The 26,553-nt window shown below is 53.1% G+C and carries 24 protein-coding genes, 1 other RNA gene and 2 riboswitches; of the genes, 15 read left to right on the forward strand and 10 right to left on the reverse strand.

Features of this window, described 5'->3' with window-relative positions; translation table 11 throughout:
• The first annotated feature begins 165 nt into the window (after positions 1 to 165).
• Positions 166 to 1,839, forward strand: a complete 1,674-nt coding sequence (gene recN, locus CPA45_RS05810) for a DNA repair protein RecN (RefSeq protein WP_096650666.1) — start codon at positions 166 to 168, stop codon at positions 1,837 to 1,839.
• Positions 1,840 to 1,860: 21 nt separating this feature from the next.
• On the opposite strand, the gene CPA45_RS05815 is transcribed toward recN, so the two are convergent.
• Entirely contained in the window at positions 1,861 to 2,730 is an 870-nt protein-coding gene (locus tag CPA45_RS05815; RefSeq protein WP_096650667.1) for a LysR family transcriptional regulator ArgP, read from the reverse strand.
• A gap of 93 nt (positions 2,731 to 2,823) precedes the next feature.
• Entirely contained in the window at positions 2,824 to 4,005 is a 1,182-nt protein-coding gene (locus tag CPA45_RS05820; RefSeq protein ID WP_244287533.1) for an RNA-guided endonuclease InsQ/TnpB family protein, read from the reverse strand.
• Positions 4,006 to 4,069: 64 nt separating this feature from the next.
• On the opposite strand from CPA45_RS05820, the gene tnpA reads away from it, so the two are divergent.
• Together tnpA and CPA45_RS05830 are read left to right on the forward strand one after the other, a co-directional pair.
• Positions 4,070 to 4,477, forward strand: coding sequence for an IS200/IS605 family transposase (gene tnpA / locus CPA45_RS05825; RefSeq protein WP_422822013.1), 408 nt, complete (start codon positions 4,070 to 4,072; stop codon positions 4,475 to 4,477).
• Between the two features lie 432 nt (positions 4,478 to 4,909).
• Positions 4,910 to 5,521 (forward strand): LysE/ArgO family amino acid transporter, encoded by a 612-nt coding sequence (locus CPA45_RS05830; protein ID WP_096650670.1) that lies wholly within the window; start codon positions 4,910 to 4,912, stop codon positions 5,519 to 5,521.
• Positions 5,522 to 5,625: 104 nt separating this feature from the next.
• Here the strand turns inward: CPA45_RS05830 and fur are convergent, their stop codons facing one another.
• Positions 5,626 to 6,078 (reverse strand): ferric iron uptake transcriptional regulator, encoded by a 453-nt coding sequence (gene fur / locus CPA45_RS05835; RefSeq protein WP_096650671.1) that lies wholly within the window; start codon positions 6,076 to 6,078, stop codon positions 5,626 to 5,628.
• 72 nt (positions 6,079 to 6,150) lie between these two features.
• Between fur and CPA45_RS05840 the strand changes: the two genes are divergently transcribed.
• Positions 6,151 to 6,621, forward strand: a complete 471-nt coding sequence (locus CPA45_RS05840) for an outer membrane protein assembly factor BamE (protein ID WP_096650672.1) — start codon at positions 6,151 to 6,153, stop codon at positions 6,619 to 6,621.
• Positions 6,622 to 6,624: 3 nt separating this feature from the next.
• Here CPA45_RS05840 and CPA45_RS05845 read toward each other — a convergent pair whose 3' ends face one another.
• Entirely contained in the window at positions 6,625 to 6,936 is a 312-nt protein-coding gene (locus CPA45_RS05845) for an RnfH family protein (protein ID WP_096650673.1), read from the reverse strand.
• The gene (locus CPA45_RS05850; protein WP_096650674.1) at positions 6,926 to 7,360 is read right to left on the reverse strand and encodes a type II toxin-antitoxin system RatA family toxin; all 435 of its coding nucleotides are present in this window, start codon (positions 7,358 to 7,360) and stop codon (positions 6,926 to 6,928) included. The genes CPA45_RS05845 and CPA45_RS05850 overlap by 11 nt, the downstream gene beginning before the upstream one ends.
• Positions 7,361 to 7,486: 126 nt before the next feature.
• On the opposite strand from CPA45_RS05850, the gene smpB reads away from it, so the two are divergent.
• Both smpB and ssrA read left to right on the forward strand, forming a co-directional pair.
• Positions 7,487 to 7,978, forward strand: a complete 492-nt coding sequence (smpB, locus tag CPA45_RS05855) for an SsrA-binding protein SmpB (protein ID WP_096650675.1) — start codon at positions 7,487 to 7,489, stop codon at positions 7,976 to 7,978.
• 45 nt (positions 7,979 to 8,023) lie between these two features.
• Positions 8,024 to 8,403, forward strand: a transfer-messenger RNA (tmRNA) gene (ssrA, locus tag CPA45_RS05860).
• A gap of 70 nt (positions 8,404 to 8,473) precedes the next feature.
• Here the strand turns inward: ssrA and CPA45_RS05865 are convergent.
• A complete protein-coding gene (locus tag CPA45_RS05865; RefSeq protein WP_096650676.1) occupies positions 8,474 to 8,866 on the reverse strand; it encodes a lysozyme inhibitor LprI family protein in 393 nt (130 codons plus the stop codon).
• 150 nt (positions 8,867 to 9,016) lie between these two features.
• Positions 9,017 to 9,772: a metal-binding protein ZinT gene (locus CPA45_RS05870; RefSeq protein WP_096650677.1), complete on the reverse strand. Its 756-nt coding sequence runs from the start codon at positions 9,770 to 9,772 to the stop codon at positions 9,017 to 9,019.
• A gap of 148 nt (positions 9,773 to 9,920) precedes the next feature.
• A riboswitch (TPP riboswitch) is annotated at positions 9,921 to 10,021 on the forward strand.
• 48 nt (positions 10,022 to 10,069) lie between these two features.
• On the opposite strand from CPA45_RS05870, the gene CPA45_RS05875 reads away from it, so the two are divergent.
• Positions 10,070 to 10,852 (forward strand): 3-oxoacyl-ACP reductase, encoded by a 783-nt coding sequence (locus CPA45_RS05875; RefSeq protein ID WP_208858460.1) that lies wholly within the window; start codon positions 10,070 to 10,072, stop codon positions 10,850 to 10,852.
• Entirely contained in the window at positions 10,852 to 12,144 is a 1,293-nt protein-coding gene (locus CPA45_RS05880; RefSeq protein ID WP_244287534.1) for an LLM class flavin-dependent oxidoreductase, read from the forward strand. The genes CPA45_RS05875 and CPA45_RS05880 overlap by 1 nt, the downstream gene beginning before the upstream one ends.
• A 48-nt stretch (positions 12,145 to 12,192) precedes the next feature.
• Here the strand turns inward: CPA45_RS05880 and CPA45_RS05885 are convergent, their stop codons facing one another.
• A complete protein-coding gene (locus CPA45_RS05885; RefSeq protein WP_096650678.1) occupies positions 12,193 to 13,638 on the reverse strand; it encodes a sodium:solute symporter family protein in 1,446 nt (481 codons plus the stop codon).
• 79 nt (positions 13,639 to 13,717) lie between these two features.
• A riboswitch (TPP riboswitch) is annotated at positions 13,718 to 13,829 on the reverse strand.
• Positions 13,830 to 13,903: 74 nt separating this feature from the next.
• On the reverse strand, positions 13,904 to 14,845 hold the full coding sequence (locus CPA45_RS05890; RefSeq protein ID WP_096650679.1) for a sodium-dependent bicarbonate transport family permease: 942 nt from the start codon (positions 14,843 to 14,845) through the stop codon (positions 13,904 to 13,906).
• Positions 14,846 to 14,988: 143 nt separating this feature from the next.
• Between CPA45_RS05890 and CPA45_RS05895 the strand changes: the two genes are divergently transcribed.
• The 7 genes from CPA45_RS05895 to nhaD all read left to right on the forward strand — a co-directional run bounded on the left by CPA45_RS05895 (position 14,989) and on the right by nhaD (position 23,821).
• The gene (locus CPA45_RS05895; RefSeq protein ID WP_096650680.1) at positions 14,989 to 15,957 is read left to right on the forward strand and encodes a LysR family transcriptional regulator; all 969 of its coding nucleotides are present in this window, start codon (positions 14,989 to 14,991) and stop codon (positions 15,955 to 15,957) included.
• A 251-nt stretch (positions 15,958 to 16,208) separates the two neighbouring features.
• Positions 16,209 to 16,976, forward strand: coding sequence for an HAD family hydrolase (locus CPA45_RS05900; protein WP_096650681.1), 768 nt, complete (start codon positions 16,209 to 16,211; stop codon positions 16,974 to 16,976).
• Between the two features lie 21 nt (positions 16,977 to 16,997).
• Positions 16,998 to 18,596 (forward strand): ABC transporter substrate-binding protein, encoded by a 1,599-nt coding sequence (locus tag CPA45_RS05905; protein ID WP_096650682.1) that lies wholly within the window; start codon positions 16,998 to 17,000, stop codon positions 18,594 to 18,596.
• A 14-nt stretch (positions 18,597 to 18,610) separates the two neighbouring features.
• Positions 18,611 to 19,570, forward strand: coding sequence for an ABC transporter permease (locus tag CPA45_RS05910; RefSeq protein WP_096650683.1), 960 nt, complete (start codon positions 18,611 to 18,613; stop codon positions 19,568 to 19,570).
• Positions 19,571 to 19,615: 45 nt separating this feature from the next.
• Entirely contained in the window at positions 19,616 to 20,455 is an 840-nt protein-coding gene (locus CPA45_RS05915) for an ABC transporter permease (protein WP_078089963.1), read from the forward strand.
• Positions 20,448 to 22,067 (forward strand): ABC transporter ATP-binding protein, encoded by a 1,620-nt coding sequence (locus CPA45_RS05920; RefSeq protein ID WP_096650684.1) that lies wholly within the window; start codon positions 20,448 to 20,450, stop codon positions 22,065 to 22,067. The genes CPA45_RS05915 and CPA45_RS05920 overlap by 8 nt, the downstream gene beginning before the upstream one ends.
• A 275-nt stretch (positions 22,068 to 22,342) precedes the next feature.
• Entirely contained in the window at positions 22,343 to 23,821 is a 1,479-nt protein-coding gene (gene nhaD / locus CPA45_RS05925; RefSeq protein WP_096650685.1) for a sodium:proton antiporter NhaD, read from the forward strand.
• A 105-nt stretch (positions 23,822 to 23,926) separates the two neighbouring features.
• On the opposite strand, the gene CPA45_RS05930 is transcribed toward nhaD, so the two are convergent.
• Positions 23,927 to 26,548, reverse strand: coding sequence for an EAL domain-containing protein (locus tag CPA45_RS05930; RefSeq protein WP_422822010.1), 2,622 nt, complete (start codon positions 26,546 to 26,548; stop codon positions 23,927 to 23,929).
• Positions 26,549 to 26,553 lie beyond the last annotated feature (5 nt).

The raw sequence follows: 26,553 nt of genomic DNA on the forward strand, positions 1-26,553 counted from the left end.
CGGCCACCTAGATTCCAAAGAGGGTGTGAATTACACATGCTGGCTATATGGGGGCCATAAAAGCCATCTCAAGAGGGGCATTGAAGTGAGTTATCGACTACTGTATAAAACAACAACCATTGGATAAGTATCCAGCTTCTGTGCTGCATCGCCTCAGGAGGCCCCATGCTCTCTCAGCTAGCAATCCAGGACTACGCTATTGTTGACCGACTTGAACTCGATTTAACCCGTGGCATGACCGCCATTACCGGTGAAACCGGGGCGGGAAAATCGATTTTACTGGGCGCCCTGGGCCTCTGCTTAGGCGAGCGTGCCGATGCAGGCAGCGTCCGCCATGGCTGCGAACGTACCGACCTTTCCGCCCGGTTTGATATTCAGCACCTGCCCGCAGCCATCGAGTGGCTAGCCGCCCGAGAGCTCCCTATAGAAGAGTGCTTACTGCGCCGAGTAGTCACAGCTAGCGGCCGCTCTAAAGCATGGATCAACGGCCACCCAGCTACCATCGCCGACCTTAAATCACTCGGCGAGCAACTGATCCAGATCCATGGCCAACACGCCCACCAAGCGCTAATGCGCGAAGAGACCCACCTCGCACTACTAAACGACTACGCGGGACTACGGGAAAGCAGCCAGCAGCTCGCAGAAGTATTTCGCGAATGGCGCAACGCCCGGCGACAGTTGAAAAAGCTCAGCGAAGAGGGCAGCGAGGTGGAAGCCAAGCGCCAGCTACTGCGCTACCAAGTGGAAGAGCTCGACCAATTGGGCTTGGCAGAAGGCGAACTTAAAACCCTGGAAGAGGAGCAACACACCCTAGCCCACGCAGAAGAAACCCTGCGAGAAACTCAGTTCGCCGCCGACTGCTGCGCTAGCGATGAAGGTGGAGCGCTTTCTCTACTGAATCAAGCTTACGCCCACCTAAGCGCTTTACCTGGCAGTGACAAAGGCACGCTAGCTAACACCCTAGCCATGCTGAGCGATGCCCGCATCCAAGTAGAAGAAGCCTCTAGCGAGCTGAACCGCTTGGCTAGCACTACCGAGTTAGACCCAGAGCGCTTAGCCTGGGTGGAAGAGCGCATGAGCGATGTGCACCGTATAGCTCGCAAACATCACGTTGCCCCAGAAGAAATTTGCGCGCTACATGCGCAACTTAGCTCGGAAGTTGCTCAGCTTGAGGCCAGCGATGATGACCTGGAAGCACTTAGCAGTAAAGTGGCGGAGTGCCGCGAGCGTTACCGCAGTGAGGCTAAGAAGCTCAGCGAAGCGCGACAAAAAGCCGCAGCCCGCTTAGGCAAAGAAGTTCAACAGCAGTTAGCTTTCCTGGCCATGGGCAAGGCCCGCTTTGAGGTCGCCGTTACACCGCGTGAAACGCCCACACCGGAAGGCTTGGACCACGTGCAGTTTCTGATTAGCGCCAACCCTGGCCAGCCCGCAAGACCACTAACCAAGGTAGCTTCTGGCGGCGAGCTTTCGCGTATTAGCCTCGCCATTCAAGTGGTGGCAGCTGCCCACTCAACCATCCCCAGCCTGGTATTTGATGAAGTAGACGTGGGAATTTCCGGCGCCACGGCTGAAATCGTCGGCCAACTGCTGCGTAAATTGGGAGAAAATGGCCAAGTGATGACCGTCACCCACCTCCCTCAAGTCGCCGCTCAAGCGCATCAGCACCTGCATATCGAAAAACGCGCCAAGCGAGATACCACTCTGACTCATATGGCACTGCTAGACGAGCGCGGACGCATTAGTGAACTGGCACGCATGCTTGGCGGTGTCACACTCTCCGATCAGACGCTCGCCCACGCCCGTGAGATGCTTCACGCCAGCCAGCGCCCACCACACTGATCAATGCAGTGCTGGCCATAACTAGCCCTGCAATAATCGGCTCGCGTGATCCAATACTGTGCGCCGCAATGCTGTAAGAGGCGCACTTTCCGTCTGCCAAAAGTGCCAATATAAGGGTACATCCAGTATAAAAACTGGCCCTACATCAACCAATTGACCACTCGCGAGATAATCAGCCACCTGAAGCTCAGGCAACATACCGTATCCCATGCCATGTAACGCCATTTCAACAAAGCCTTCAGAGGATGGGACGCGATGTTGACGAACAGGCGGAGGTAACCCCAGCGCCTCAAGAAACTGGTGCTGTAGGCGGTCATCTCGGTTAAAAATCAAACAGGGGGCGTCAACTAACCGCTTAGGTTCAGACTGTGTGCGATAGCGTTCAACAAACGCTGGGCTCGCCAAGGCGCGGTAACGCAAGACACCTAGTGAACTTACAGCACCCCCGTTGACCGGCTGGGCTTCGGCACATATACATGCCATCACCTCTCCATTACGCATCCGGTCAAGCCCTACCTCTTGGTCCTCAACCACTAAGTCAAAGTCCATCTGGGTACTTAGCGGGCAAGCTGCTATCGCTTGTGGCAACCATGTTGCCATTGAGTCCGCATTGACGGTCAAACGTATCTTGATCGGCTCACCCTGCTCTTCATCTAACAGACCCAACTCCAACTGTTTGACCTGCTGCAAGTGGTTATTCAGGCGACGTCCTAATGCTGTGGCCACAGGCGGCGAGCGACGCAGTACCACTGGCTGGCCCAAGCGGTGTTCCAACTGGCGAATACGCTGACTTACAGCTGACTGGGTAAGATGAAGTTTCTGCGCTGCTTTTTCAAAGCCACCCGTTTCAATGACTGCACTAAGTGCCTCCAATAGCCGGTAGTCCAACATTACACACCTGCCTCAAGATTGTTCTGAAAAGCGTTGGGTAAATATCTGACTCGGTGACTGCTCCCCGCCCTATCGGGCGAGGCTTCCAACTTCTTAGGCAGCAACCGGCGCGTGGCCGGATTTACGCAAGCCTCCATTGGCAGGAGCCGACAGTCCTTCGGCCCGTAGCTTGATAATACCTTGCTGACGGATATTGATCGCGGCGTTGATGTCGCGGTCAAGCTCTGCTGCACAAGCAGGGCATGTCCAGTTGCGCACCGACAAGGGCAGAGAATCTACCTTGTGACCGCAGCAAGAGCAGGTCTTGGAGCTGGCAAACCACTGGTCGATTTTGACCAGATATTTGCCCTGCGCCTTAGCCTTGTACTCCAGCTTCTGAATCAGGCCGAACCAGCTTGCGTCTGCGATGTGCTTCGCCAGCTTCCGGTTCTTCAGCAGGTTTTTTACTTTCAGTGTCTCGACCACCACCGCTTGGTTTTCGTCAATGAGTTGTCGGGACAGGTTGTGCTGGAAATCAGCACGGGCGTTCGCTAGACGCTCATGCGCCTTGGCCAGTTTAAGCCGCGCCTTCGCACGACCTTTGCTGCCTTTCTGGCAGCGAGACAGGGCTTTTTGCTTCCGCCGAAGGTTTGCGGCGGCACGTTTCAGGAAGCGTGGATTGGCTATTTTGTTGCCTTCTGAGTCGATAGCAAGATGGGTAAGCCCCATATCGACACCCAGCACCGTATCAACAGTCTGCATTGGCACGGGCGCTTCTACGCCATCTTCGATCAACAGCGAGGCGTAGTATTTCCCTGTTACCGTGCGCGACAGAGTTATGCTCTTGAGCTTTCCGTCCAGCTCCCGGTGAACCCGCGCCTTAATCGGTTTCATCTTCGGCACTTTAATCCAGTTATCACCCGCGCTGACGCTCATGCAGTGGTAACTGGACTGCTTCCCGTGCTTACGCTTGAACTTCGGGTAACGCGCTGGGAGCTTTGGATCAAAGAAGGCTTGGAAGGCTTTATCGAGATTGATGCACGCTTGCTGGAGTGCGATGGAGTCGAAATCTCCGAGCCAGTGATATTTGCGGGACTTTTTCGCCACCGCCAACAGTGGTTTGAGGTCTTTCTTGGCTTTCAGCTTCAAGCCGTGGCGCTTGTACTGCGAGCTGATTATGTGCAGCGCCTTGTTGTACGTAAACCGAACCGCACCGAACTGGCGGTTAAGAAACTCCGCCTGCTTGGGTGTAGGGTAGATGCGTACCTTAGTGGCCTTTAACATTTCAGTGCTCATAGCTAGAATTCAGCAATTATAAGTCAGAAAGGTCACATTTCAAGTGAGTGCGCATAACAAAGAATTGCTATCAGATTACCTCCGAAAACGCCACAGCGTCACCAAGCTGGTTGTACATCTGGTATTTACCACCAAGTACCGACGAAAACTGTTCGATGGTTATATGATTGAGCAGCTACACGAAGCGTTTGAGTCCGCTTGTGAAAAGCTGGAATGTGACCTACTGGAAATGGATGGTGAAGCAGATCACGTCCACCTGCTGATCGCCTATCCACCGAAGCTGGCGATCAGCGTGATGGTGAACAACCTGAAATCGGTTTCATCACGCCGGATACGAATACTTAATACCCACATACCTCGGCAAAGCAAAAGTGCAGCGCTCTGGTCGCGCTCCTACTTTGCCTGTAGTGCCGGTGGGGCAACTATCGAAACACTGAGAGAGTATGTGCAGAGTCAGGCTACACCTGATTAGAACCGCTGCGCGGTTCCCGCTTGTATCCCCGCCCGATTGGGCGAGGGTTTACGCGGGGTTTTGCTAATGGCTTACCCTACAACAGGAAACTAACCACACCTTTTCACAAGCTTACTCACGTTATATCCACATATTTATCCACTAAGCATTCACATACTGACCCACCTAATACCCTCACATCTACTCGCTACCTACGCACTTACCCACTTTATAACCACAGGATTAAACACCTTATATCCACATACTTATCCACACATCTGCTCACGTGCCTACCCATGTACTTATCCACGTACTTACCTGTGGTTAAGGCATCTGCTAGTGCTACAGCTATCATAAGAATATCTTATGTAGCATAAATATTATTCGTTAGATTAATGAACGAGCCCACATTTATTGTAAAACGCTCATTGACCAGCGTTAGAGGCTCTCAGCATGACACCATCGTTACTCACGGGATTTGCCATCTCCATCGGCCTCATTGTCGCTATAGGCGCCCAAAATGCCTGGGTGCTTAACAAAAGCATGCGCCGAGAGTATCCCTGGGTGGTGGCCACCATTTGCGCCACTATCGATGCAGTACTGATTACGTTGGGTGTGTATAGCATTGAGTCACTACAGCAGCAGCTACCTACGCTGATCCCAGTTATGACATGGCTAGGCATCACGCTACTGTGCTGGTTAGGTGGACAAGCTTTCAAACGCGCATGGCAGGGCAACAGTGGCTTAAAAGCCAGTCAGCAGCATGGCACCCATAGCGGTTGGAAAGTTGCAGGCCAAGCAGCCGCTATTTCGCTTTTAAACCCACATGTCTATCTAGACACTGTGGTACTTATTGGCAGTGTGGGCGTTCAGCAGCCTAATACGGCGGCTTTTGTTGTCGGAGCTGCTTTTGCATCGGTGTTTTGGTTTTTTTCGCTTGCTGCGTTTGGACGCTACCTTGGCCCCAAACTGCAATCACCACGCGCATGGCGGGCCTTCGACACGTTAATTGGCATGATTATGCTGCTGGTGGCGTTTTCACTCGTACCTACTGCTGTGGGTTAAACGTGGCATAAAAAAAGCGCTGACGGCAATGTCAGCGCTTTTTGGCAATAAATTTGAGGCGTGCGCCAAGTGCAGAGCACTGACCACGCCCCACCTCTCACGGATTATTTACGGTTAACGGGGCCGCTGTCCTGGCGCGTAACGTCCGACCCACGTGGGCGCACGTACAACACAAGGGCATGGTCCACTAACTCGTAGCCGTGCTCTTCTGCAATCTCTTGTTGACGACGTTCGATGATTTCATCGAGAAACTCGACGATCTCACCGCTCTCCAGGCACACCATGTGGTCATGGTGGTCCTCTTGGGTCATCTCGAATACCGCATGGCCACCGTCAAAGTTATGACGAATAACCAAGCCTGCTGACTCAAATTGAGTCAGCACACGGTATACGGTTGCCAAACCAACATCCTCGCCCGCATCAATCAGTGTTTTATACACTTCTTCTGCGCTAAGGTGGTGTTGGCCCGAAGCATTTTCGAGAATCTGCAGGATCTTGACGCGCGGCAGGGTCACTTTTAGCCCGGCTTTGCGCAGTTCATGGTTCTGATCGGCCATGGTTGCTCTTCGCAGTAACAGGTTAGGTCGGGTATCATCGACCGAAACCACGATAGTGAAGAATAGGCTCAAATGCAAAAATTGACTCGTATCATTACTCTTTCCGTTGCCCTGACCGTTGTTAGCGGCTGCAGTTACGTCGGCGTTTACAAGCGCGACATTCCCCAGGGCAACCTGGTGACCCAAGAGATGGTTAGCCAGCTCCAGCCGGGTATGACCCAGGAGCAAGTGACCTACGTGATGGGGCGCCCTCTGCTGGAAGCCCCCTTCGACTCGCGTCAGTGGGACTATGTTTATCGCCTTGATAAAGCCTACAGCGGTGTTGAACAGCGTCGTGTCACCCTTACCTTTGATAACGCAGGTCGCTTGGTAAATGTTGAGCAGCAAGGCGATTTATCTCGCGATTTGCCAATCAGTACTGATAGCGGGATGGGGCCAGCGGTAGAAGGCGCCGACCCGATTGACGCTCTACCGACGCCTACTCAGCGAGCACCAGTGCCTGAAAGCACACCCGATTCACAGCCGGTGTTTATGACCGAGTAACACTTATTGGCTTTTGGCTTGGCGCTTTGCACGCTCCAGCCTCGCAGCTTTGGGATCAATCTGCAGCGGGCGATAAATTTCCACGCGATCGCCCGCGCGTAGAACCTCTTGCTCAGGCTGGCGCAGTGCCTTGCCAAAAATACCTAACGGCGCCTGCTCAAAGGTAGCGCTGGGTAGCTCGGGAAACAGGCTTGGAAAATCAGCCAACGCAACCGCCTGGCGTGCCGTTGTGCCCTGAGGCACCTGAACGACCACCAGGCGCTGCTTATGCGGTAGCGCGAAGGCTACCTCTACTGTCAGCGTATTAGCGTCCATAAAGCTCGTCAGCACGTTTCGTAAAGGCATCTACTAGCTGCCCTGCAATCTGCTGAAACAATTTGCCAAACGCCATCCCCAGCAACCGATTGGCAAACTCAAACTCCATTTCTAGGCTAATCTTGCAGGCATCTTCTCCCATGGGGACAAACAACCAGCGCCCCTTCAGACGTTTAAATGGTCCCTTTACCAGCGAAAGCTCGATGCGCTCGGGGGCAAATAAGTTATTTCGGGTAGTAATGGTTTGCTCTACACCAGCGCGCCCCAGGGTCATCTCGCCGACCAAGTGGACGTTATCGTGCTCAAGCAAACGTGCACGGCGACACCCCGGTAGAAACTCAGGGTAACGTTCGAAGTCATTCACTAAATCGAACATTTGTTGGGGGGTGTGCCGCACCAAGGCGGTACGATTAACGGTTGGCATTGACCTCTCCGCTGACTTCACAGTGCCCAAAGCGTATCATGGGAAACATTTTTTCAGACCTTAAATGGTATCACGCCTCCCCGCATAACGAAGGGGGCGCTACCGACAGATCAACGATGAGGTTCCATGGCCACTAAGAAAGGTAACAGTAAGGGCCCCAGCAGCAGCGTTATTGCCCAAAACAAGAAGGCACGGTTTGAGTACCATATCGACGAAACCTTCGAAGCAGGTTTGGTGCTCGCTGGGTGGGAAGTAAAAAGTCTGCGCGCTGGCAAAGCGCAGCTTACCGATACTTACATCCTGGTGCGTAACGGCGAGGCATTTTTACTGGGCAGCCACATCATGCCGCTTAATACGGCAAGTACCCATGAAATTGCCGACCCAACCCGCACCCGCAAGCTGCTGCTGCACCGCAAAGAGATCGCCAAGATTTTCTCGGTAACTCAGGACAAGGGCCACACTTGCGTGCCGCTTAAGCTTTACTGGAAGCGTAACAAAGTAAAATGTGAGCTGGCACTAGTAACCGGCAAACAACTGCATGACAAGCGTGCCACTGAAAAAGATCGCGACTGGAGTCGTCAAAAAGGCCGAATTATGCGGGAACATAACAAGGCATAACTGGTCAATTGGCAGCGAGCACGGTAGAATGCTCGTCTGTAATAAGGGGGCGACATGGTTTCGACGCTGGTGACAACCCTTGCGGTGCATGCCGAGAGCGTGATGTATCTCGTAAATCCCACATCACGAAAAATAGTCGCAAATGACGAAAACTATGCTCAAGGCGCGCTAGCAGCTTAAACACTGTTAGCTTCTTGTCTGGCCCCAAGGTGATGTGCCTATTCATCACTACGGGGATATGAGCTAAAGCTGATAGGACCGCGGTTGGTGGTGTCTTCTCGCCAATCGTCAAACTTTAGAAGACTCGCGTTGCTGAATCCTGATCGTCGGAGTCAGTCGCGTTAAATCAAATGACGAAATCTAAGCATGTAGAGCCAATAGGCGCGTGCTGGCGGACGCGGGTTCAATTCCCGCCGCCTCCACCACCCTACTATACAAATCAAGCACCTACGGGTGCTTTTTTTGTGTCTGAACACCCCCTAAAATCATTCCCATTTAGTGCGGGCAGCTCATATCCCCCTCTTCGCAGCTAGCATGCTCACGCAGCCTCTCTGTACGCTGTTTTGTTAGCGCTGTGAGGCAACCATTACGGACCATCGGCTGCGCACTGCCACCTTCCACGGCGCTACTTTCATACGCGCACTCTGCGTCACGAAATGCTATCCACGCCCGCTGCGCTGCTCTTAGCTGATCGCTGGAGGATTGGCTCAGCTTGCTGATGAGCTCTTGGTAAGCCTCGTTAAGCTCACCATCAGCCTCTTGATAGACCTGCGCCGTGCATTGGGTTAGCTCCATTTGCGTATTGGCGTTATCACATGCCTCGTTAGCGGTTGCAAAACCACTTGATACCAAAAAACCCACACCCAAAAAGAGTGGCGCTAAACGCATGGTGACACCTCTTGATGTTTACTAAATATACTCTGAGATACGACGACATAACGCTAACTAACCAGCATTACTCCTGTACCAATAAAAGCAAAGCGCTGGCATCTCGGCCAGCGCTTTTTAGTCGTTCATAAACAGCTTAGGCTGCTTTGGTTAGTGTGCGATCATTTCTTCAACAATCGCATTACCGTCCAGCTCTGAGGGATAATACGTCGGCCAGTGAGTGACTTCTTCTAGCAGCGCTTCACGATCATTGCCCCAATAAAGATGGAAGTGGTGCGCATCTGTTGGATAAATACTGTGGTCACTGAACTGGATATATTGCGGAAGGTCGTCAGCCCCCTCTTCAAGTTCGAAGATGAACCGAACACCACGATTGCCAGCTTGATAGGTCAATATTTCATAACCATCATATTGGTAATCGCCAGATTTTTCCTCGCCGTTCTCGTAGAAAGTGACAGTACTTCCATCGATGACAATACGCCCTACATCGGTTTGATAACCTGTATCGTAATAGGCTTTGTACTCTTCAGCTGTCTTATCGCCATGCTCGGCTTTATGCGCAAATACCTTGTCTAGCGTGCCATCTTCCAGGTATGGATAAACGGACTGCCAATCACCCTCCCAATCGGAAAGGGGGCGATCCTCCACTTGGTCATCATCAAAATAGCCTGAATAGATGTCGCTATCGTGGTCGTGGTCGTGGTCGTGGTCGTGGTCGTGGTCGTGGTCATGGTCGTGGTCGTGGTCGTGGTCGTGGTCGTGGTCGTGGTCGTGGTCGTGGTCGTTATGAGTGTGACCGTGATCATGCCCATGTTCATGGTCGCTGGCGCCAACAGTTTGAATACCCGTTAGTATCAAGGCACTTAATGCAAGTACGCTGACGCCCTTCAGTGGCAATGCTGTCATAGCTGATCTCTCCTTTTGCCGATTGCAAAGCAATTCAGTCCATCAAAAAAGGTATACTATAACATTTCGTTGATCAAATACGGTCTAAAAAGAGGGCGATGAGTCTTGCGGTATGAATCGAGCAGGGTTATCAGTTAGGATACCTTTAACAAACGACACGGGGTGTCCTGGCGTTACGCCAGGGCTGAGATAAGACCCGCTGAACCTGATCCAGTTCATACCGGCGAAGGGATGTCACGCTAATGGCCAGCCATGTGGTCGGTATGCATCTCTTGCCTTTACGAGGGACATACCATAATGCCGACAATACCCACCGCACTTCCGCTTTCCCAGCAAGTTGTTTTGATTACCGGCGCTAGCCGGGGCCTAGGCGCATGCCTGGCGCATGCGTTTTTAGCGCAGGGCGCACGGGTTGTCGTGAACTACTTAAACAGCACTGACGCGGCAGAAGCCCTGGCGGCACAAGCCCCTGAGCGCGCTCTGGCGATACAAGCGGATGTGCGTGATCCAGTAGCCGTGAAAGCGATGTTTACCACTGCAAAAGCGCATTTTGGAATGCCGGTGACCACGCTGATTAATAATGCCCTGCCGGATTTTTCGTTTAATGGCGATGCGCGCCCAACTCCGGACACGCTTACTTGGGAAAACCTCGACCAGCAGTTGCAGGGCGTGGCACGTGGTGCGCTCAACACTATTCAGGCGGCGCTACCGGGCATGCGTGAGCAGGGTGGTGGGCGGATTATCAACATTGGCACTAACCTCTTCCAAAATCCAGTAGTGCCTTATCATGACTACACGGCTGCCAAGGCGGCATTGCTGTCGCTCACCCGTACGCTTTCCAACGACCTGGGGCCTGACGGTATTACGGTTAATATGTTGTCGGGTGGGCTGCTGCGTACAACCGATGCTTCTGCTGCCACACCTGAAGCGGTGTTCGATCTCATCGCAGCCAACACGCCACTACGCCGTGTCACTACCCCCGAGGAGTTTGCGGATGCAGCACTGTTTTTTGCCTCACCTTGGAGCAGGGCTGTCACCGGCCAAAATTTAGTGGTCGACGGCGGTTTGGTTAAAAACTGATGGCCACACAGATGCATCTCAATCTTTTTATCATGGGCTGCGGACACCATAAGGCAGCCTGGCGCGAGCCAAACTCAGCCGTCGAGCGCATGGGCGACATTCGTTATTATGAGTCGTTGGCACGCACCGCCGAACGCGGAAAATTAGACGCGGTATTTTTCGCCGATGGCCATGCCGCAGGCAACGTGGCCGGGGGGCCACAATGGTTCTTGGAACCATTGACGGCACTCTCAGCCATGGCGCGGGCCACCGATCACATCGGCCTGATCTCCACCATATCCAGTACGTTTTTTAGCCCTTTCCATGCGGCGCGAATGCTCGCTTCGTTAGACCATATTTCTAACGGCCGTATGGGGTGGAATTTAGTCACTTCGATGTTTGATAGCGAGGCGCGCAACCATGGCTGGGAGGCTATGCCTTCTCAGCACATACGCTACGCCCGCGCTGAAGAGTTTGCACACACGGTGTTAGCATTGTGGGATTCATGGGCCGACGATGCGCTACGCTGCGACCGACAGGGCCAGTTTGCAGACCCAAGCAAAGTGCAGCCCATCGGCCATCATGGCGAGCACTTTTTGGTTGATGGCCCACTGACCGTACCGCGATCACCCCAGGGGCACCCTGTGCTGTTTCAAGCGGGTGCATCTGAACCGGGGCGCAACCTTGCCGCCCGCTATGCGGAGGCTATTTACGCCGTGGCCTACGACCTGCCCTCTGCCCAGGCCTACTACCAGGATATCCAAGCCCGTGTACGCGCCGCTGGCCGTGCGCCAGTGGCAATTATGCCTGGGTTAGTCACCTATGTAGCGTCCACTGAAGCCGCCGCAAAAGCACAGCAGCGTGAATTAGATGAGCGCTTACCCACGGAAGATTCACTTCATCAGTTAAGCCAGTTTATCGGTCAGGATTGCCGCCACTGGGAACTGGATGCACCGTTACCTGAACTGCCACCGCTAGAGGCGTTCGCTGGCCCAAAAGGACGCTATGCCACTATTTTGCGTATTATCGAAAGTGAAGCTCCTACACTGCGCCAGTTATTAGGCAGGTTAGCGGCTGGTGGTGGCCACTGCACGATGGTCGGCACGCCAGAGCAGATTGCTGACAAGATGCAGCACTGGGTAGAGGGGGGCGGCGCAGACGGCTTCAACCTAATGCCGCCCACGCTGCCAGGAAGTATCGATGACTTTATTGATCAAGTCGTACCGCTACTGCAAGCCCGTGGTCTATTTCGCCGTGAGTACACGGGTAGCACACTGCGTGACCACTTAGGATTGTCGCGCCCGGCAGCATAAGCGATGCCGGGCGGTCGTGTTGTCGTGCTTATATCGACTGCCGGGCATTCACCCCTTAAAGCGGCGCACCGCCGTGTGTAACAGGCCAAAGTCATACGCAGGGCGGGAAGGCAGTACACGTAAGAGCAGTAGCGATACCGCCACGGGCACCAGTGCCGCTAACAGAAAAGACTCCAGTAATGTTGCCGTGCTCCCACCTGGTGCAGGGAACATTGCTAAGCCAGCCACCAGGCCTAACGCGGTACTGATGACAGCGTTAAGGCCTGTGTAACGGCGATAGAAAAGCCCAAAAAATACGGGGAACGCCGCTGCCGAACATAGCAAATCAGCCAGCAAAAACAGGTACAGCACGCTATAGCCCTGGGAAGCAACCCAAGTGACAGGAATAGCTGCTAAAACGATCAGCCAGCGCGCCATGCTCATCAATGAGGCACTGCTCGCGTTGGGGATCAATCGCCCCATATCCACAGCGATAATGCTCGACGTGGCACTAATGGTGGAGTCGGCACTGCTCATCACCAACGCCAAGCCCAGTGGAACCAACGCCAATGCGAACCATAACGGCACATCTGCCAGCAGCACACTGAACAGTGCTACAGAACCATCGCCTTCAAGTCCAAGCCCCACAAAAGCCAGCCCAAACAGCCCCATCAAACCCACCACGATAAAGCTGCACACACCGCTTATCCAGAAACCACGGCGTAGCACCTTGGTATCTTTAGCCGCATAAATACGCTGCCAAGTGCCTTGATAAAAGAGCCCGGTTAGCGCCACGGCAAGAAAGAACGTCAAGCCTGCGCGGATGCCACCTATATCACTTACCTGCAACAGTTGCGGTGCACTCTCGGCAAGCCCTGCCAGCGTCGGCGCAACGCCTCCTGCCGCCTGCCAACCAAATACTAGCAGCAGCCCCAGCAGCGGCATAATCACCACCATTTGTAGCTTGTCGGTGTAAATAGACGCTCTCAGTCCACCATAGAAGGTGTAAATCAACGTGGCGACCATGACCACACTGGCAGTCACCCATAGCGGGATGGGAGCCAGCAAGCCCACCATACGGGCTACAGCGGTTAACCCGGCAGCCAATAAAATGAACAGGTAAAACAGCATAATCACCAGGGTAAAAGCGTACATAATACGGCCGTAACGATGGATAACGAACTCCGTTAAGCCATGGCCTTCGGGGATCAGCTCGCGCATCCGTCGACCAAGGGGAATCATTACTAACCGGGGGACCATAGAGCCAAACGCATAGCCGAGTATGGCCCCAATACCACCCCAGGTAGCCGCCTGGGCAGGACCGAACAAAATCCAGGTACCTAGCGTGGTCGCCACCAGCGTGAGCACAGTGGCGCGGGTGTTCTGGCTGTTGCGAGCAATGATGTAATCTTCAAGATTATCGCGATTGCGGCGGGCATAGAGTATGCCTGGCACAGCCAATACAATGGCACAGAGAGATAGCCAAAGGCCGGTCCAAATAGGGTCAAGCAGCATGAAAGAAAATCCTCTTTGCCTGTTAATAGACCGGGGATGCAGGGGGCGCACAGCAGGCAGGCGAAAGCAAAGAGGTGTATTGGTTGGCTACATCCTTCCCTTCGCCGGCATGACCCGGATCAGGTTCTAAGGGTTACCAACGCCAAGTGGCGGTGGAGTCTCAGCCAGTGCAGGCTCCCCTAGGACAGCTGCTACCCTAGGTATTGAGACGGGCGCTGTCAATTGGGGTGACTACAACACTCCCCAGCACCCGGCTCAAAAATAACTAACTAAGCAACGTCTCAATGAGCAGGTGGTAAAGAGGAATACCCAGCATGACGTTGATTGGAAAGGTAATACCCAGTGATGCCAGCATAGCAAGGCCAATATTCGCCTGAGGAATTGCGGCACGCATCGCAGCAGGTGCTGCAATATAGGAAGCACTGGCGGCCAAGGCAGCAAGAATGACCACCGAACCAGACGGCAGCCCTAGCACTACGCCTACAGCAATGCCTAGCAGCGACAATAGCACTGGCGTAACAAGGGCAAAAGTCACCAAACGCCAATGATGCCATGGCATTGGACGAAGCGTCTGCGCGGCGGTTAGGCCCATTTCCAACAGGAATAACGCCAACACACCTTTAAATGCACCGGTGAACAGCGCGGTGACTTCTTCTCCTTGAAATGGCCCGTAGAGCGCTCCAATTACCACCCCGCCAATCAGTAAGATCACACCGCGATTAGTTAGCGTTTCATGCCAGAGTTTACGCGTACTCTCTTTAACGGCAGCGCCCTGGTAACGTCTGAATAGCGCAATAGCGATCATGATAGCAGGCAACTCCATCGCTACTAAATAGAGCGTTACCTCACTGCCTACAGCCAGTTGCCGCGCTTCCGCATAAGCGAGCGCAACCGCAAAGGTACCTGCACTCACCGAGCCATAGTGAGCAGCAATGCTAGCACTATCCGCTGCGGAAAGGCGCACCCAGCGGCGCAGTACTGGCATCAACATCAGCGGTATCAACGCCGATAACAGTGCTACCCCTAACAGCTCCGGCACCAACCCCCAATGCAGATTTCCATACAGCGCCATACCGCCCTTTAGGCCAATAGTTAACATTAACAGCAGACTTAATGTGTCGTAGGTGGCCTTAGGGACCTGCAGGTCCGATTTCACTGCCCCTGCTATTAGCCCCAATAAGAAAAACATCACCACAATATCTGGCATCGCTGGCGCTCCACAGGGTTAAAAAAGATGCTGCATTTTGCTGGGAGTAGCGCAAGACAACTAATAATAACTTTCAAGATATATATAGATAATCATCTATACTACTGATATTCCGAGACTGCCCTTTAAGAGAGCCAAGGCCAATGAATATTCGTCACCTGACGTTTCGATTACTGCAGGTGTATGTAACCGTGGTGCGCTGCGGGTCGATTAGTGAAGCGGCAAGGCAGCTTCATCTCACCCAGCCTACGGTATCCCAACAGCTCAAACGTCTAAGCGAAGCAGTGGGCAGCCCTTTGTTAGAACACCATACACAGGGCCTAACCATGACAGCCACAGGGCAAGCGCTTTATCACGCTAGCCGGGATGTGCTAGGCCGCTTTGATGACTTTGCAGACCAGCTCAGCGATTTGCAGCAAGGTAGCAGAGGGCGGTTTAGCATTGCTCTGGTGAATACCGCTCAATATGTTTTACCACGCCTACTGGGACCATTTAGCCAAGCATTTCCTGATGTGGATGTGACCGTACATATTGGTAACCGTCGCCAGGTATTGGCGAGATTTGAGCGCCAAGAAGATGACCTATACGTCTTCAGCCACCCTCCCGCTCTTGCTCACGCGGTAGCAGCACGCTTTATGCGCAACCCGCTGGTAGCGATTGCGGCGGCCGACCACCCTCTTGCGCAGCATTCAGCCATTACCATGGAACAGCTGCTCAAGGAGCGCTTACTGCTGCGCGAGCCAGGCTCAGCTACACGCATGCTGTTGGAGAGCTGGCTTCAGGAGCACGGTTTAACAATGCAGAAAACCCTACAAATGGCGAGCAATGAAGCTATTCGCGTTGGTGTGGCGGCGAGAATGGGGGTCGCCGTTTTATCGGAGCATGTGCTGCCAAACGAGCATCCCGAACTCACGATTCTACCTGTTGCAGGGCTACCGATTGAAAGCCATTGGCAGGTTATTGTGCGCAACGACCGACGCTTGCCCCAATCAGCCCAGCGCTTTCTCCAGTACACTCATACCCATCTCGAACAGTGGATCGAGGCACGCTTTGTATGCAACGAGCTAGCTGACCTGTTGACCGCCTATCCAACATTTCCATTGCGTGGATAAGCACAATTTTCAATGCTTTAACGCAATAGCTGAAATTTTCCACAGCTGTCATCAACTTGACATCAACGTTGGCTTTAATCAGGCTACTGCTTGTTTTCAATTGAACGTTCAATAAAAACTCCGGTAGCCGCTACCCTTAACATCAGTGCCAAACGTAGAACAGATTGCCGCTTAACGAGGTTATCGAAAGCACATTACAGGCTCAGCGCTACCACTCTCAACGAGACGGCTCATCGAAGCCATAGCTGCCCATGCCCCAACTTACCGCCCAAGGTGTTACCTACGATATTGATGCCATTCTGTTTGATAAAGATGGCACGCTCCTCAACTTTGGTGACCTATGGATTGGCTGGTTCGACCAGTTGGTTTCTACCGTCAACCACCAATTGCCTTCCCACCAACAGTTCTCACACCATGCCCTCTATCCCAAAGTCGGTATTTATCCAGAGCAGAGACTTTGGGACCCAACGGGACCGCTTACGATTGGCTCGCTTGACGATATCGCGACAATTCTAGCGCTTAGCTTATTCGAGGCCCGTGTGGCATGGAACGATGCAACACAAATCACCCAGGATGCAATGACCACGCTGGCACAGCAGCTTGACTGGCTGAGCTGCGTCACTCCCGTAGAAGGACTTATTGATTTTGTGACACGCGCCAGCCATGCCGGGGTGCGTATGGGTGTGGTGACTTCAGACGACAAGCAAAACGCTGATCTTCACCTATCTATACTGTCGCTTACCGATCATTTTCCCGTAGTACTTGGCCATGACCAAGTCGCACGTGGAAAGCCCTACCCCGATATGGCACTAGCGGCCTGCCAACAGCTAAACGTTCTTCCCCAACGCACCCTCATCATTGGCGACTCCAATGGCGATATGGCGATGGGTAAAGATGCAGGCCTGCTGGCCAGTATTGGCATCTGTGCCGCCCCCCATCTTGATGGCTCTTATCTGACCCATGCCGATCTTGTGGTTCGCGATTACAACGAGCTAACCATCGCGCCATCCCACCACTAACCAATCAAGGGAACTCTAATTATGCACCCTTCACTTAAAACCCTTACCCAGCAAGCGACCCTCGGCCAGCTGTCGCGCCGCGATTTTTTACGCCGCGCAGCGGCACTCGGCATTGCCGCGCCTTTCGCAGGTTCACTGCTAACCAGCCAAGCGTTCGCTAGCACCGCAACTCCGCAGCGAGGCGGTATCCTTAAAGCAGGCATGCAGGGTGGTGAGTCAACCGACAGCCTGGATCCGGCTAGCTGGACAAGCCAAGTACAACACTCATTTGGCCAATCCTGGGGGGAAGCCCTAACCAACGTTTCACCAGAGGGCGAGCTTGTACCCCGCCTTGCGGAAAGCGTTGACTCCACCGCCGATGCCAAAACCTGGATATTTAAGCTCCGCCGTGGTGTTCAGTTCCATAACGGCCAGGAGATGACGGCTGCTGACGTGGTTGCCACGCTTGAACGCCACTCCGATGAAGACTCGCAGTCTGGTGCGCTAGGCATTATGCGCGGCATTGAATCGATACAAGCCACCGACACCTATGAAGTCACTATCGTGACTCTAGAGCCAAACGCCGACTTACCCTTCCTGCTGTCTGACTATCACTTGATGATTCAGCCCAATGGCGGCAAGGATAATCCAGCAGCAGGCATTGGTACCGGCCCATATAAAGTTGTCGAGTTCCAGCCTGGTGTGCGCCAAATTGCTGAGCGCTTTGAAGGCTACTGGAATCCCGACGAGTACGGCTTTGCCGATCAAATTGAAATTATCGTAATCAACGATCCTACTGCGCGCATTTCAGCGTTGCAGAGCGGCCAAGTGCATCTCATCAACCGAGTAGAGCCTCGGGTTGTCGATATGGTACAGCGACTGCCCAATATCGTGATCAATAACACCTCGGGCCGGGCGCAGTATGTCTTCCCGATGCACTGTGATACCGCGCCGTTTGACAATAACGACCTGCGGCTCGCGCTGAAGTATGCAATCAACCGGGAAGATATGGTCGAACGTATCCTGCGTGGCTATGGCAGTGTGGGCAACGACTTCCCGATCAACAAGGCCTACCCACTGTTCCCTGACGACATTCCCCAGCGTGAATTTGATCCCGAACGCGCTAACTATCACTACAAAAAGTCAGGCCATAACAGCCCTATCGTACTACGCACGTCGGATGTGGCCTTCCCAGGCGCGGTGGATGCCGCTCAGCTGTTCCAACAAAGCTGCGCCCAGGCAGGCATCAATATGGAAGTCCGTCGCGAACCCGGGGATGGCTACTGGTCCGAGGTGTGGAATAAACAACCATTCTGCGCCTCATACTGGAGCGGCCGCCCCACCCAAGACCAGATGTACTCCACGGCTTATATCTCCAGCGCAGACTGGAATGACACCCGTTTCTTCCGCGATGATTTCGATACCTTAGCGCGCGAAGCCCGCGGCGAATTAGACCAGGCCCGTCGTGCCGAGCTATATCGCGATATGGCGATGCTCGTGCGTGATGAAGGCGGCCTGATCCTACCGATGTTTAACGACTACATCGAAGCCACATTAAGTAACGTTGGGGGCTGGTCAGCTAACCCAATGGGAGAGATGATGGCAGGCTTTGCGCTCTCTAAGTGCTGGTTGGCCTCATAACTCGGATCTCTGCTATGAACACCTTTGTACTGAAACTGATTGCCCAGCGCATTGCGCTGGGCCTCTTACTATTACTTGCCGTCTCGGTACTAATATTTGTCGGCACCCAGTTGTTGCCGGGTGATGTTGCTCAGTCTATCCTCGGCCAAAGCGCCACCCCGGAAGCCGTAGCAAACCTGCGGCGCGAGCTGGGCTTGGACCAACCTGCTTGGCTGCGTTATTTCGATTGGCTAGGCGGTATTTTGCAGGGCGACCTGGGCACGGCGCTGTCGAACCGACAGGATATCGGCAGCTCACTATGGGGCCGCGTTGGTAATACGCTGTTTCTTGCCTTCTGGACAGCGATTGTAGCGGTGCCGCTAGCGATTTTGCTGGGGCTTGTCGCGGTGCGCTATCAAAACCGCTGGCCCGACCGGGCCATTTCTGGCACTACCCTCACCGCCATTTCGCTGCCGGAATTCTTTATTGGCTACCTGCTGATCTACCTGTTTGCGGTGAAGTTCAACTGGTTCCCTAGTGTGTCCACCGTGCATAGCGGCATGAGTCTAGGCGAACGCTTACATGCTATTGCCTTACCCGCCGCGACGTTAACGCTAGTAATTTTGGCGCACATGCTGCGCATGACCCGCGCGGCCATTTTAAATGTCATGCAGTCACCCTATATCGAAACCGCTGAGCTTAAAGGGCTAGGCACCTTTCGTATTATTGCCCGCCATGCCTTTCCTAACGCCATCGCCCCGGTGGTGAATGTGGTCATGCTGAATTTGGCGTTTCTGATTGTCGGCGTGGTGGTGGTCGAGGTGATATTCGTCTACCCAGGCATGGGCCAATACTTAATTGATCATGTCTCGAAACGTGATGTGCCTGTGGTACAGGCAGTTGGGTTGATCTTCGCAGCGGTATATATCGGGCTGAATATGCTGGCGGATATCATCGCCATCGTTACCAACCCACGCCTGCGCCACCCTAAATAATGTGCCTTTACTAAGGCCACTGTTACCAGACAGGAATGCAACACCATGTCGAAACCTTTTTCGCTGCTGAAGCGACTGCCGGTGACCGCTCTAGTCGGACTACTGCTTACCTTCAGCTTCTTAATCATGGCGGTCTTCGCGCCGTGGCTTGCACCTTACAGCATGTCTGAAAGCGTGGGCGATATGTGGATGGGGCCATCGGCAGAGTTTTGGCTCGGCACCGACAACCTTGGCCGAGACCTGCTATCGCGGCTAATTTACGGCGCGCGCACCACCATGACCATCGCCGCTCTTGCCACTGCCCTAGCGTTTTCCTTGGGGTCCGTTCTGGGTATTTTGGCCGCAGTTTACGGTGGCTGGGTAGACCAGCTGATCTCACGTGGTGTCGATATTGTGATGTCGATCCCCACGCTGATCTTCGCGTTAGTGATTCTTTCAGTGATGCCCAGCACCGTGCTCATGCTGATTTTAATTATGGGCGTGCTCGACTCTACGCGGGTATTCCGTATCTCGCGGGCGGTGGCAGTCAACATCAATGTGATGGACTTCGTTGAAGCCGCTCGCCTGCGAGGCGAAGGCAAACGCTGGATTATCTTTCGTGAGATTTTACCGAATGCCCTAACGCCTTTAGTCGCCGAACTAGGCTTGAGGTTTATTTTTGCGGTGCTGTTTCTATCATCGCTGTCGTTCCTGGGGCTAGGCGTTCAGCCACCGGATGCCGACTGGGGCAGTATGGTGCGTGAGAACCGCCAGGGCATTGTATTTGGCGTCCCCGCTGCGTTAATTCCCGCTGCGGCCATCGCGCTGCTCGCTATCTCCGTAAACCTAGTGGCTGACTGGATTTTACGCCACACGACAGATCTCAAAGGGGGCCGCAGTGGCTGATACGCTATTAGACATCCGCAACTTAACCATCGAAGCCACCACCTATCCTCCAGGCGAAGCGCCTCAAGACATCACTATCGTCAATGGAGTCAGCCTCACACTGGAACGCGGCAAGGTGCTGGGGCTAATTGGAGAGTCTGGTGCTGGGAAATCCACCATTGGCCTGTCACCAGCAGGCTACGGTCGTGGCGGTATTCGCTTAAGCGGTGAAGTATGGGTTAACGGCCGCGACATTTTGCAAGGCTCGCCTAAAGAGCTACGCCAACTGCGCGGCAAAGCCGTGTGCTACGTGGCACAGTCAGCGGCGGCGGCCTTCAACCCCGCTCAGACGCTGATGGAGCAAGTGATTGAAACCACCTTGCTACATGGCTTAGCCACCCGTAAAGCCGCCGAAGCGAGAGCAGTTGAGCTGTTTAAACAGTTGGGCCTGCCGGACCCCGAGCACTTTGGCAGCCGCTATCCGCACCAAGTATCCGGCGGACAGCTGCAGCGAGCCATGACGGCGATGGCACTATGCCCAGAACCTGATTTAATCATTTTCGACGAGCCAACTACGGCACTGGATGTAACTACCCAGATAGACGTATTGGCAGCCATTAAGCATGCGATTAAAACCACTGGCGTGGGAGCGCTCTACATCACTCACGATCTTGCGGTGGTAGCTCAAGTGGCCGATGATATTTTGGTACTGCGCCATGGTGAAAAGGTCGAAATGGGCAGCGCTGCCCAAATTATTGAGTCCCCTCAGCAGCCCTACACCCAAGCACTGGTCTCTGTTCGTTCAATTGAGCATGCCCCTAAACCGCCAACGGGTAATCCCCTTCTCACCGTGGATAACGTTAGCGCCGCTTATAGCAACAGCAAAGGGAATGTCCTCGAAGGGATCAGCATGAGCCTTTGCGCAGGCCAAACACTAGCCATTGTTGGTGAGTCAGGGTCGGGGAAATCTACCTTGGCACGAGCCATTACGGGGCTACTCCCCCCCAACCAAGGGCAGTTTTTATTTGACGGACAGCCGCTGCCAAAAACGCTGGGCGCTCGGAACAAAGACACGCTACGCGAACTACAGATGATTTATCAAATGGCTGATGTGGCGATGAACCCACGCCATACAGTGGAAACCATCATTGGCCGACCACTCACCTTCTACTTTGGCTTAAAAGGCAAAGCCCGGCGCAAGCGGGTGATTGAGTTGCTAGAAGAGATCGAACTAGGAGAAGGGTTCATTGATCGCTACCCCGCAGAGCTCTCCGGCGGCCAAAAGCAACGGGTATGCATAGCCCGAGCACTTGCGGCTAAGCCTAAGCTGATTATCTGCGATGAAGTCACTAGCGCGCTAGACCCTCTGGTTGCCGATGGCATTCTTAAACTCCTGCTGCGCCTACAGGCCAAAGAGAATGTCGCTTACTTGTTTATTACCCATGATTTAGCAACCGTAAAAGCCATCGCTGACTCGATTGCAGTTATGTATAAAGGTGAAGTGGTACGTTACGGTTCCCGTGAAACGGTACTCTCCCCTCCCTTCGACGACTATACCCAGCAGTTGCTAGCCTCGGTGCCACAAATGAAACTGGGCTGGCTTGAGGAGGCACTCGAAACTCGAGCAAACTAACATCGCCTACGGTGATGAGAGACAACGGTGGGAGCTAGCAGCAGAATCTGTTACTAGCTCCTACTCGCTCACTCCCCACTCCCAAAGTATTAGCTCGTTCAAGCTCACCCCCACTTGATTGCTCTAGCTAGTAGGTTGTTTCTAAAAAAAGACGGAATAGCTTGCTTATCAGCAGTTTTCATTCGTTTTTATTCCGTATTGCGATGCAATATTGGTTGTTACACTAGTGTCGATTACAACCTCTAATTCTAACTATTATTAGGAAAAAATGCGCCATGCTGACGTTACACCACGACCCTGGCCAGCCACGAGTTTCTCGTGGCTGGCTTTTTCTGTTAGCGGCTGTGCTGCTATGTGTAAGTCCTACAGCTTTTGCCGTGACCGGTGACATTGATCTCACGACCTCTGTTGTCGGCTTTTTTGCGGTAGCAATTTTCGTTTTAGCCTATGCGTTAGTCATGGCGGAAGAAAAAATCCACATGCGCAAATCCAAGCCGGTGCTGGTAGCAGCCGGTATCATTTGGGGACTCATTGGCTGGGTGTACGTCCAAAACGGTATGTCGGAAACGTCGGAACATGCGTTCCGCGTGACGCTGCTGGAGTTCACCGAGCTAATGCTGTTCCTATTGGTAGCGATGACTTATATCAATGCCATGGAAGAGCGCAGAGTATTCGATGCTTTACGCTCCTGGATGCTGCGCAAAGGGTTTAACTATCGCACCTTATTTTGGCTAACGGGTGGCCTTGCCTTTGTGTTGTCACCCATTGCCGATAACTTAACCACAGCCTTATTAATGTGCGCTGTTATTACTAAAGTTGCAGAGGGTGATAAGCGCTTTATTAACTTAGCGTGTATTAACGTTGTGGTTGCTGCCAACGCAGGGGGTGCATTTAGCCCATTTGGCGACATTACAACGCTGATGGTATGGCAAGCGGGGATGGTTGCCTTTCAGGAGTTCTTTGTCCTCTTCCTGCCCTCTCTGGTCAATTTCTTGATACCCGCCATCATCATGAGTGCGTTTATCAAAGATGAGAAACCTGCCAGCGTTTACGAAGATGTATGGCTGAAACGCGGTGCACGGCGGATTATCGCACTGTTCCTACTGACCATTACCACCGCAGTACTGTGCCATACGCTGCTTCATCTACCGCCGGTACTTGGCATGATGACAGGACTTGGCTACCTGCAGTTCTTTGGCTACTACCTACGCCGCACGCTACCTCGCTCGCTTGAGCGCAAGCGCGAACGCTATAGCCGCCGTGGCGACAATAAAAAGCTTGAGCAGCTAGGCAGCGTGGTACCGTTTGATGTCTTCAACCGTGTTGCCCGGGCCGAGTGGGATACACTGCTATTCTTCTACGGGGTTGTTATGTGCGTGGGTGGCCTTGGATTTATGGGCTACCTTGGGCTGCTTTCCGATGCGCTTTATACGGGTTGGAACGCAACCTGGGCCAATATTGTGCTTGGGGTAGTCTCGGCGGTGGTGGACAACATTCCCGTGATGTTTGCCGTACTGACCATGCAACCCGAGATGTCTCACGGACACTGGCTGTTGATCACCTTAACTGCTGGTGTAGGTGGCAGCTTACTCTCTATTGGTTCCGCAGCAGGCGTCGCCGTTATGGGACAAGCCCGTGGTGCTTATACCTTTATGGGGCATTTACGTTGGGCGCCGGTGATCATGCTAGGCTATATCGCCAGTATTGCCGTACACATGTGGTTAAACGCAGCTAGCTTCACTCAGTTTCATTAACCCAACTGCCGCCCATCTTATTGACTAAAATAAGCGCAAGCAGTGTAGTGTTTACTGCTTGCGCTTACTTAGCGCTAATAACGAACTAAAACACGCCCAACAGCGTTAATACGTTTCAAACAAGTACTCAATTGGTGTTGGCCTGCCAAACAGATACCCTTGATAACGGTAACACCCGTGACCTCTCAGCCAATCCAACTGCTCTTTCTTCTCCACCCCCTCTGCCACTACCGTTAAACCCAGGCTTACGGCGAGTAAGATCGTAGTATCTACAATGGCGGCATCTGTTTTATCCGTCAGTAGCTCACGAATAAAGGACTGGTCGATTTTTAGCTCATCGAGAGGCAGGCGTTTTAAGTAACTCAGCGAGGAGTAGCCCGTACCGAAATCATCCAGAGCAAAACGGATACCTCGGGCGCGTAGCCTGAGCATAGTATTGCGCACCCTTGTCGGCTCACGCATTAGTAAGCTTTCCGTTACCTCCAGCACCAACCTACTTGCCGGTGCTTGAGTTTCGGCTAACAGCCCCTCTACCTCACGTACAAAGTCGGGCTGCTGAAATTGAACCGAGCTGACGTTTACCGAAAGAGACAAAGACGAATAAGCTGGTTGCGCAGCCCACTTAGCTAGCTGCTCGCAGGCAGATTTCAGCGCCCAGTGGCCAATAGGCACAATTAAACCATTCTCTTCAGCCAGCGGGATAAAGGTTGCGGGTGATACCCAGCCACGTTGGGGGTGGTACCAACGAAGCAGTGCTTCTACGCCCACCGTCGCACCGTGATGGTCCACCTGCAACTGATAATGAAGCGCCAGCTCGTTACGCGCCAACGCCTGGTGTAGATCACCCTCCAGACTAGCCCGCTCCAGCACACTTGTTTGCATATCGCTATTAAAAAAACGTAGTTTGTTACCACCTGCTGCCTTGGCCTGCTGAAGCGCTATATCAGCCTGCTGTAGCACGCTATTCATACTGTGGCTAACACCACTAAATAGGGTAATGCCGATGCTTGCACTAATGGGTAGTTCACGGTCATTACGTAGCTGGGATATCGCTTCCAGCAACTGGCGTGCGACACGCTCAGTAACTAACGCTGCCTCATTTTGCCGCTCACCCAAGGCATTTAGCAGCACCACAAACTCATCGCTACTCACCCGTGCGACCGTAGCGTCCTGAGCTACCTTGTTTAGCAACTGCTGTAGCTGAACAGCGACGCTTATCAACAGCTGGTCGCCACTTTCATGGCCCTGGATATCATTGACGAGACGAAAATTGTCTAGGTCGACAATCAACACCGCACTGAACGTAGGCTCAGCCTTATCTTGCTCGGTCACCATAGCCAGGGAGTCCATCAACAAGCGGCGGTTCGGCAATCCCGTCAAGGCATCATAAAAGGCCAAATGATGGGTTCGCGATTGCATCTCTAGATACTCAGTCAGTTCGGTTGAAATACCACACAAACAGGCCGCTTCACCTTTGCGCATAACAAGCGGTGTCTTAATTGATAAAAAAGTGCGCACCTGATCCTGATTGTCACCTTGCAGCACATTGTGCTCTTCAACCGTCATCTTTTTGCCGGACGCGAGTACCTCACGGTCTACTCGATAAAGTTCAGCTGCGCTTACCTCATCAAAAAACACGTCATCACGTTTCCCAATGATCTGGTCTGCTGGAAGACCAAATAACTCACTAACCCGGTGGTTAACGTAGCGATACTCTAGTGAGGGTGACTTGATATAAATGTACGCATCAACACTGTCTAAAATAGTGGACAGCAAAGTTTCATTGACAGTGAGCTGATCTCGGTTCAGCGCAACACGGCGCTTAAGTAATACATTACCGCCTAGTGCCAGTGCTAAGAGTAGTGTTAACAGTCCACCCCACCACCACAGCCAAGTAGGCAGTAAAGGCGACAAAGGGGCTTGTGCCCGCCAAGCAACCAAGGTGTCGAAATACCGGGAGTCAGCATCTTGCTTCCAACGGCGAAGTACCACATCGATACGATCAAGCACGTCTTCAGATAGCTGAGGAGACGCAGCATAGAATAGCCTTACCGGTAGGAAGATAACTGGCGTTTCCCGCAGGCCGTAATCATGAGCGCGCCAATTGCCAAACAGGTGATTTGACGCTACAAGATCTGCCTCACCACTACTCACCAATTGGAAGCCTTCCGAGGAATTACTCGATGGCACCCACGTTACCGGTATAGCAAAGCGTTGAGTAACAGCAGCTAAGTAACTCTGCTGCATGGACCCCTCAACAACTGCAACACGCATCTGCGCTAAGTCAAAGATAGCTTCAACGTTCAAGCCCTCGCGTTGATAAAGCTGAGACCAGCTATGCATGACGGGTTCCTTGTGGAAAGCAAAGCGCTCTGCACGCTCTTCATTCCAGGCAACATCAGGCAGTAGGTCAATTTTGCCCTGCTCTAACAGCGTTAGACAGTCAGAGAACTCACACGTGAAGCCTTCTAATTCCCACTGCTCCTCGTGCGCGATGGCTTCAAGCAGTTCGCCCAAAATACCTTTCAATTCTCCTTGGTCACCAACAAAGAGCTTTGGCGGGTTGTGATATACCCCTACGAGTAACACTTCATTAGCGAATGAAGGAGGTACCCATAGCCACGTACCAACCAGCATGGCTGCAGCAAAACTGCAGCATGGTAGACGCACTGCAGTCTTTGCAGTTGTCACCATCCGGATGGCTAGCGGGAGCAGTGCGCGCGTCATCACTA

The sequence above is a fragment of the Vreelandella nigrificans genome (assembly GCF_002374315.1).
In the GTDB taxonomy this organism is placed as follows: Bacteria; Pseudomonadota; Gammaproteobacteria; order Pseudomonadales; family Halomonadaceae; genus Vreelandella; species Vreelandella nigrificans.

What these genes read in the sequence shown, in the direction of transcription:
- CPA45_RS05870 (WP_096650677.1), bottom strand. Translation starts at nt 9,772, where the DNA reads ATGACAGCATTGCCACTGAAGGGCGTCAGCGTACTTGCATTAAGTGCC.
- smpB (WP_096650675.1), top strand. Translation starts at nt 7,487, where the DNA reads ATGGCCACTAAGAAAGGTAACAGTAAGGGCCCCAGCAGCAGCGTTATT.
- CPA45_RS05895 (WP_096650680.1), top strand. Translation starts at nt 14,989, where the DNA reads ATGAATATTCGTCACCTGACGTTTCGATTACTGCAGGTGTATGTAACC.
- CPA45_RS05930 (WP_422822010.1), bottom strand. Translation starts at nt 26,548, where the DNA reads ATGACGCGCGCACTGCTCCCGCTAGCCATCCGGATGGTGACAACTGCA.
- CPA45_RS05890 (WP_096650679.1), bottom strand. Translation starts at nt 14,845, where the DNA reads ATGCCAGATATTGTGGTGATGTTTTTCTTATTGGGGCTAATAGCAGGG.
- CPA45_RS05880 (WP_244287534.1), top strand. Translation starts at nt 10,852, where the DNA reads ATGGCCACACAGATGCATCTCAATCTTTTTATCATGGGCTGCGGACAC.
- fur (WP_096650671.1), bottom strand. Translation starts at nt 6,078, where the DNA reads ATGGCCGATCAGAACCATGAACTGCGCAAAGCCGGGCTAAAAGTGACC.
- CPA45_RS05815 (WP_096650667.1), bottom strand. Translation starts at nt 2,730, where the DNA reads ATGTTGGACTACCGGCTATTGGAGGCACTTAGTGCAGTCATTGAAACG.
- CPA45_RS05845 (WP_096650673.1), bottom strand. Translation starts at nt 6,936, where the DNA reads ATGGACGCTAATACGCTGACAGTAGAGGTAGCCTTCGCGCTACCGCAT.
- CPA45_RS05885 (WP_096650678.1), bottom strand. Translation starts at nt 13,638, where the DNA reads ATGCTGCTTGACCCTATTTGGACCGGCCTTTGGCTATCTCTCTGTGCC.
- CPA45_RS05865 (WP_096650676.1), bottom strand. Translation starts at nt 8,866, where the DNA reads ATGCGTTTAGCGCCACTCTTTTTGGGTGTGGGTTTTTTGGTATCAAGT.
- CPA45_RS05910 (WP_096650683.1), top strand. Translation starts at nt 18,611, where the DNA reads ATGAACACCTTTGTACTGAAACTGATTGCCCAGCGCATTGCGCTGGGC.
- CPA45_RS05830 (WP_096650670.1), top strand. Translation starts at nt 4,910, where the DNA reads ATGACACCATCGTTACTCACGGGATTTGCCATCTCCATCGGCCTCATT.
- CPA45_RS05915 (WP_078089963.1), top strand. Translation starts at nt 19,616, where the DNA reads ATGTCGAAACCTTTTTCGCTGCTGAAGCGACTGCCGGTGACCGCTCTA.
- CPA45_RS05900 (WP_096650681.1), top strand. Translation starts at nt 16,209, where the DNA reads ATGCCCCAACTTACCGCCCAAGGTGTTACCTACGATATTGATGCCATT.
- CPA45_RS05905 (WP_096650682.1), top strand. Translation starts at nt 16,998, where the DNA reads ATGCACCCTTCACTTAAAACCCTTACCCAGCAAGCGACCCTCGGCCAG.
- recN (WP_096650666.1), top strand. Translation starts at nt 166, where the DNA reads ATGCTCTCTCAGCTAGCAATCCAGGACTACGCTATTGTTGACCGACTT.
- CPA45_RS05875 (WP_208858460.1), top strand. Translation starts at nt 10,070, where the DNA reads ATGCCGACAATACCCACCGCACTTCCGCTTTCCCAGCAAGTTGTTTTG.
- CPA45_RS05850 (WP_096650674.1), bottom strand. Translation starts at nt 7,360, where the DNA reads ATGCCAACCGTTAATCGTACCGCCTTGGTGCGGCACACCCCCCAACAA.
- CPA45_RS05820 (WP_244287533.1), bottom strand. Translation starts at nt 4,005, where the DNA reads ATGAGCACTGAAATGTTAAAGGCCACTAAGGTACGCATCTACCCTACA.
- nhaD (WP_096650685.1), top strand. Translation starts at nt 22,343, where the DNA reads ATGCTGACGTTACACCACGACCCTGGCCAGCCACGAGTTTCTCGTGGC.
- CPA45_RS05840 (WP_096650672.1), top strand. Translation starts at nt 6,151, where the DNA reads ATGCAAAAATTGACTCGTATCATTACTCTTTCCGTTGCCCTGACCGTT.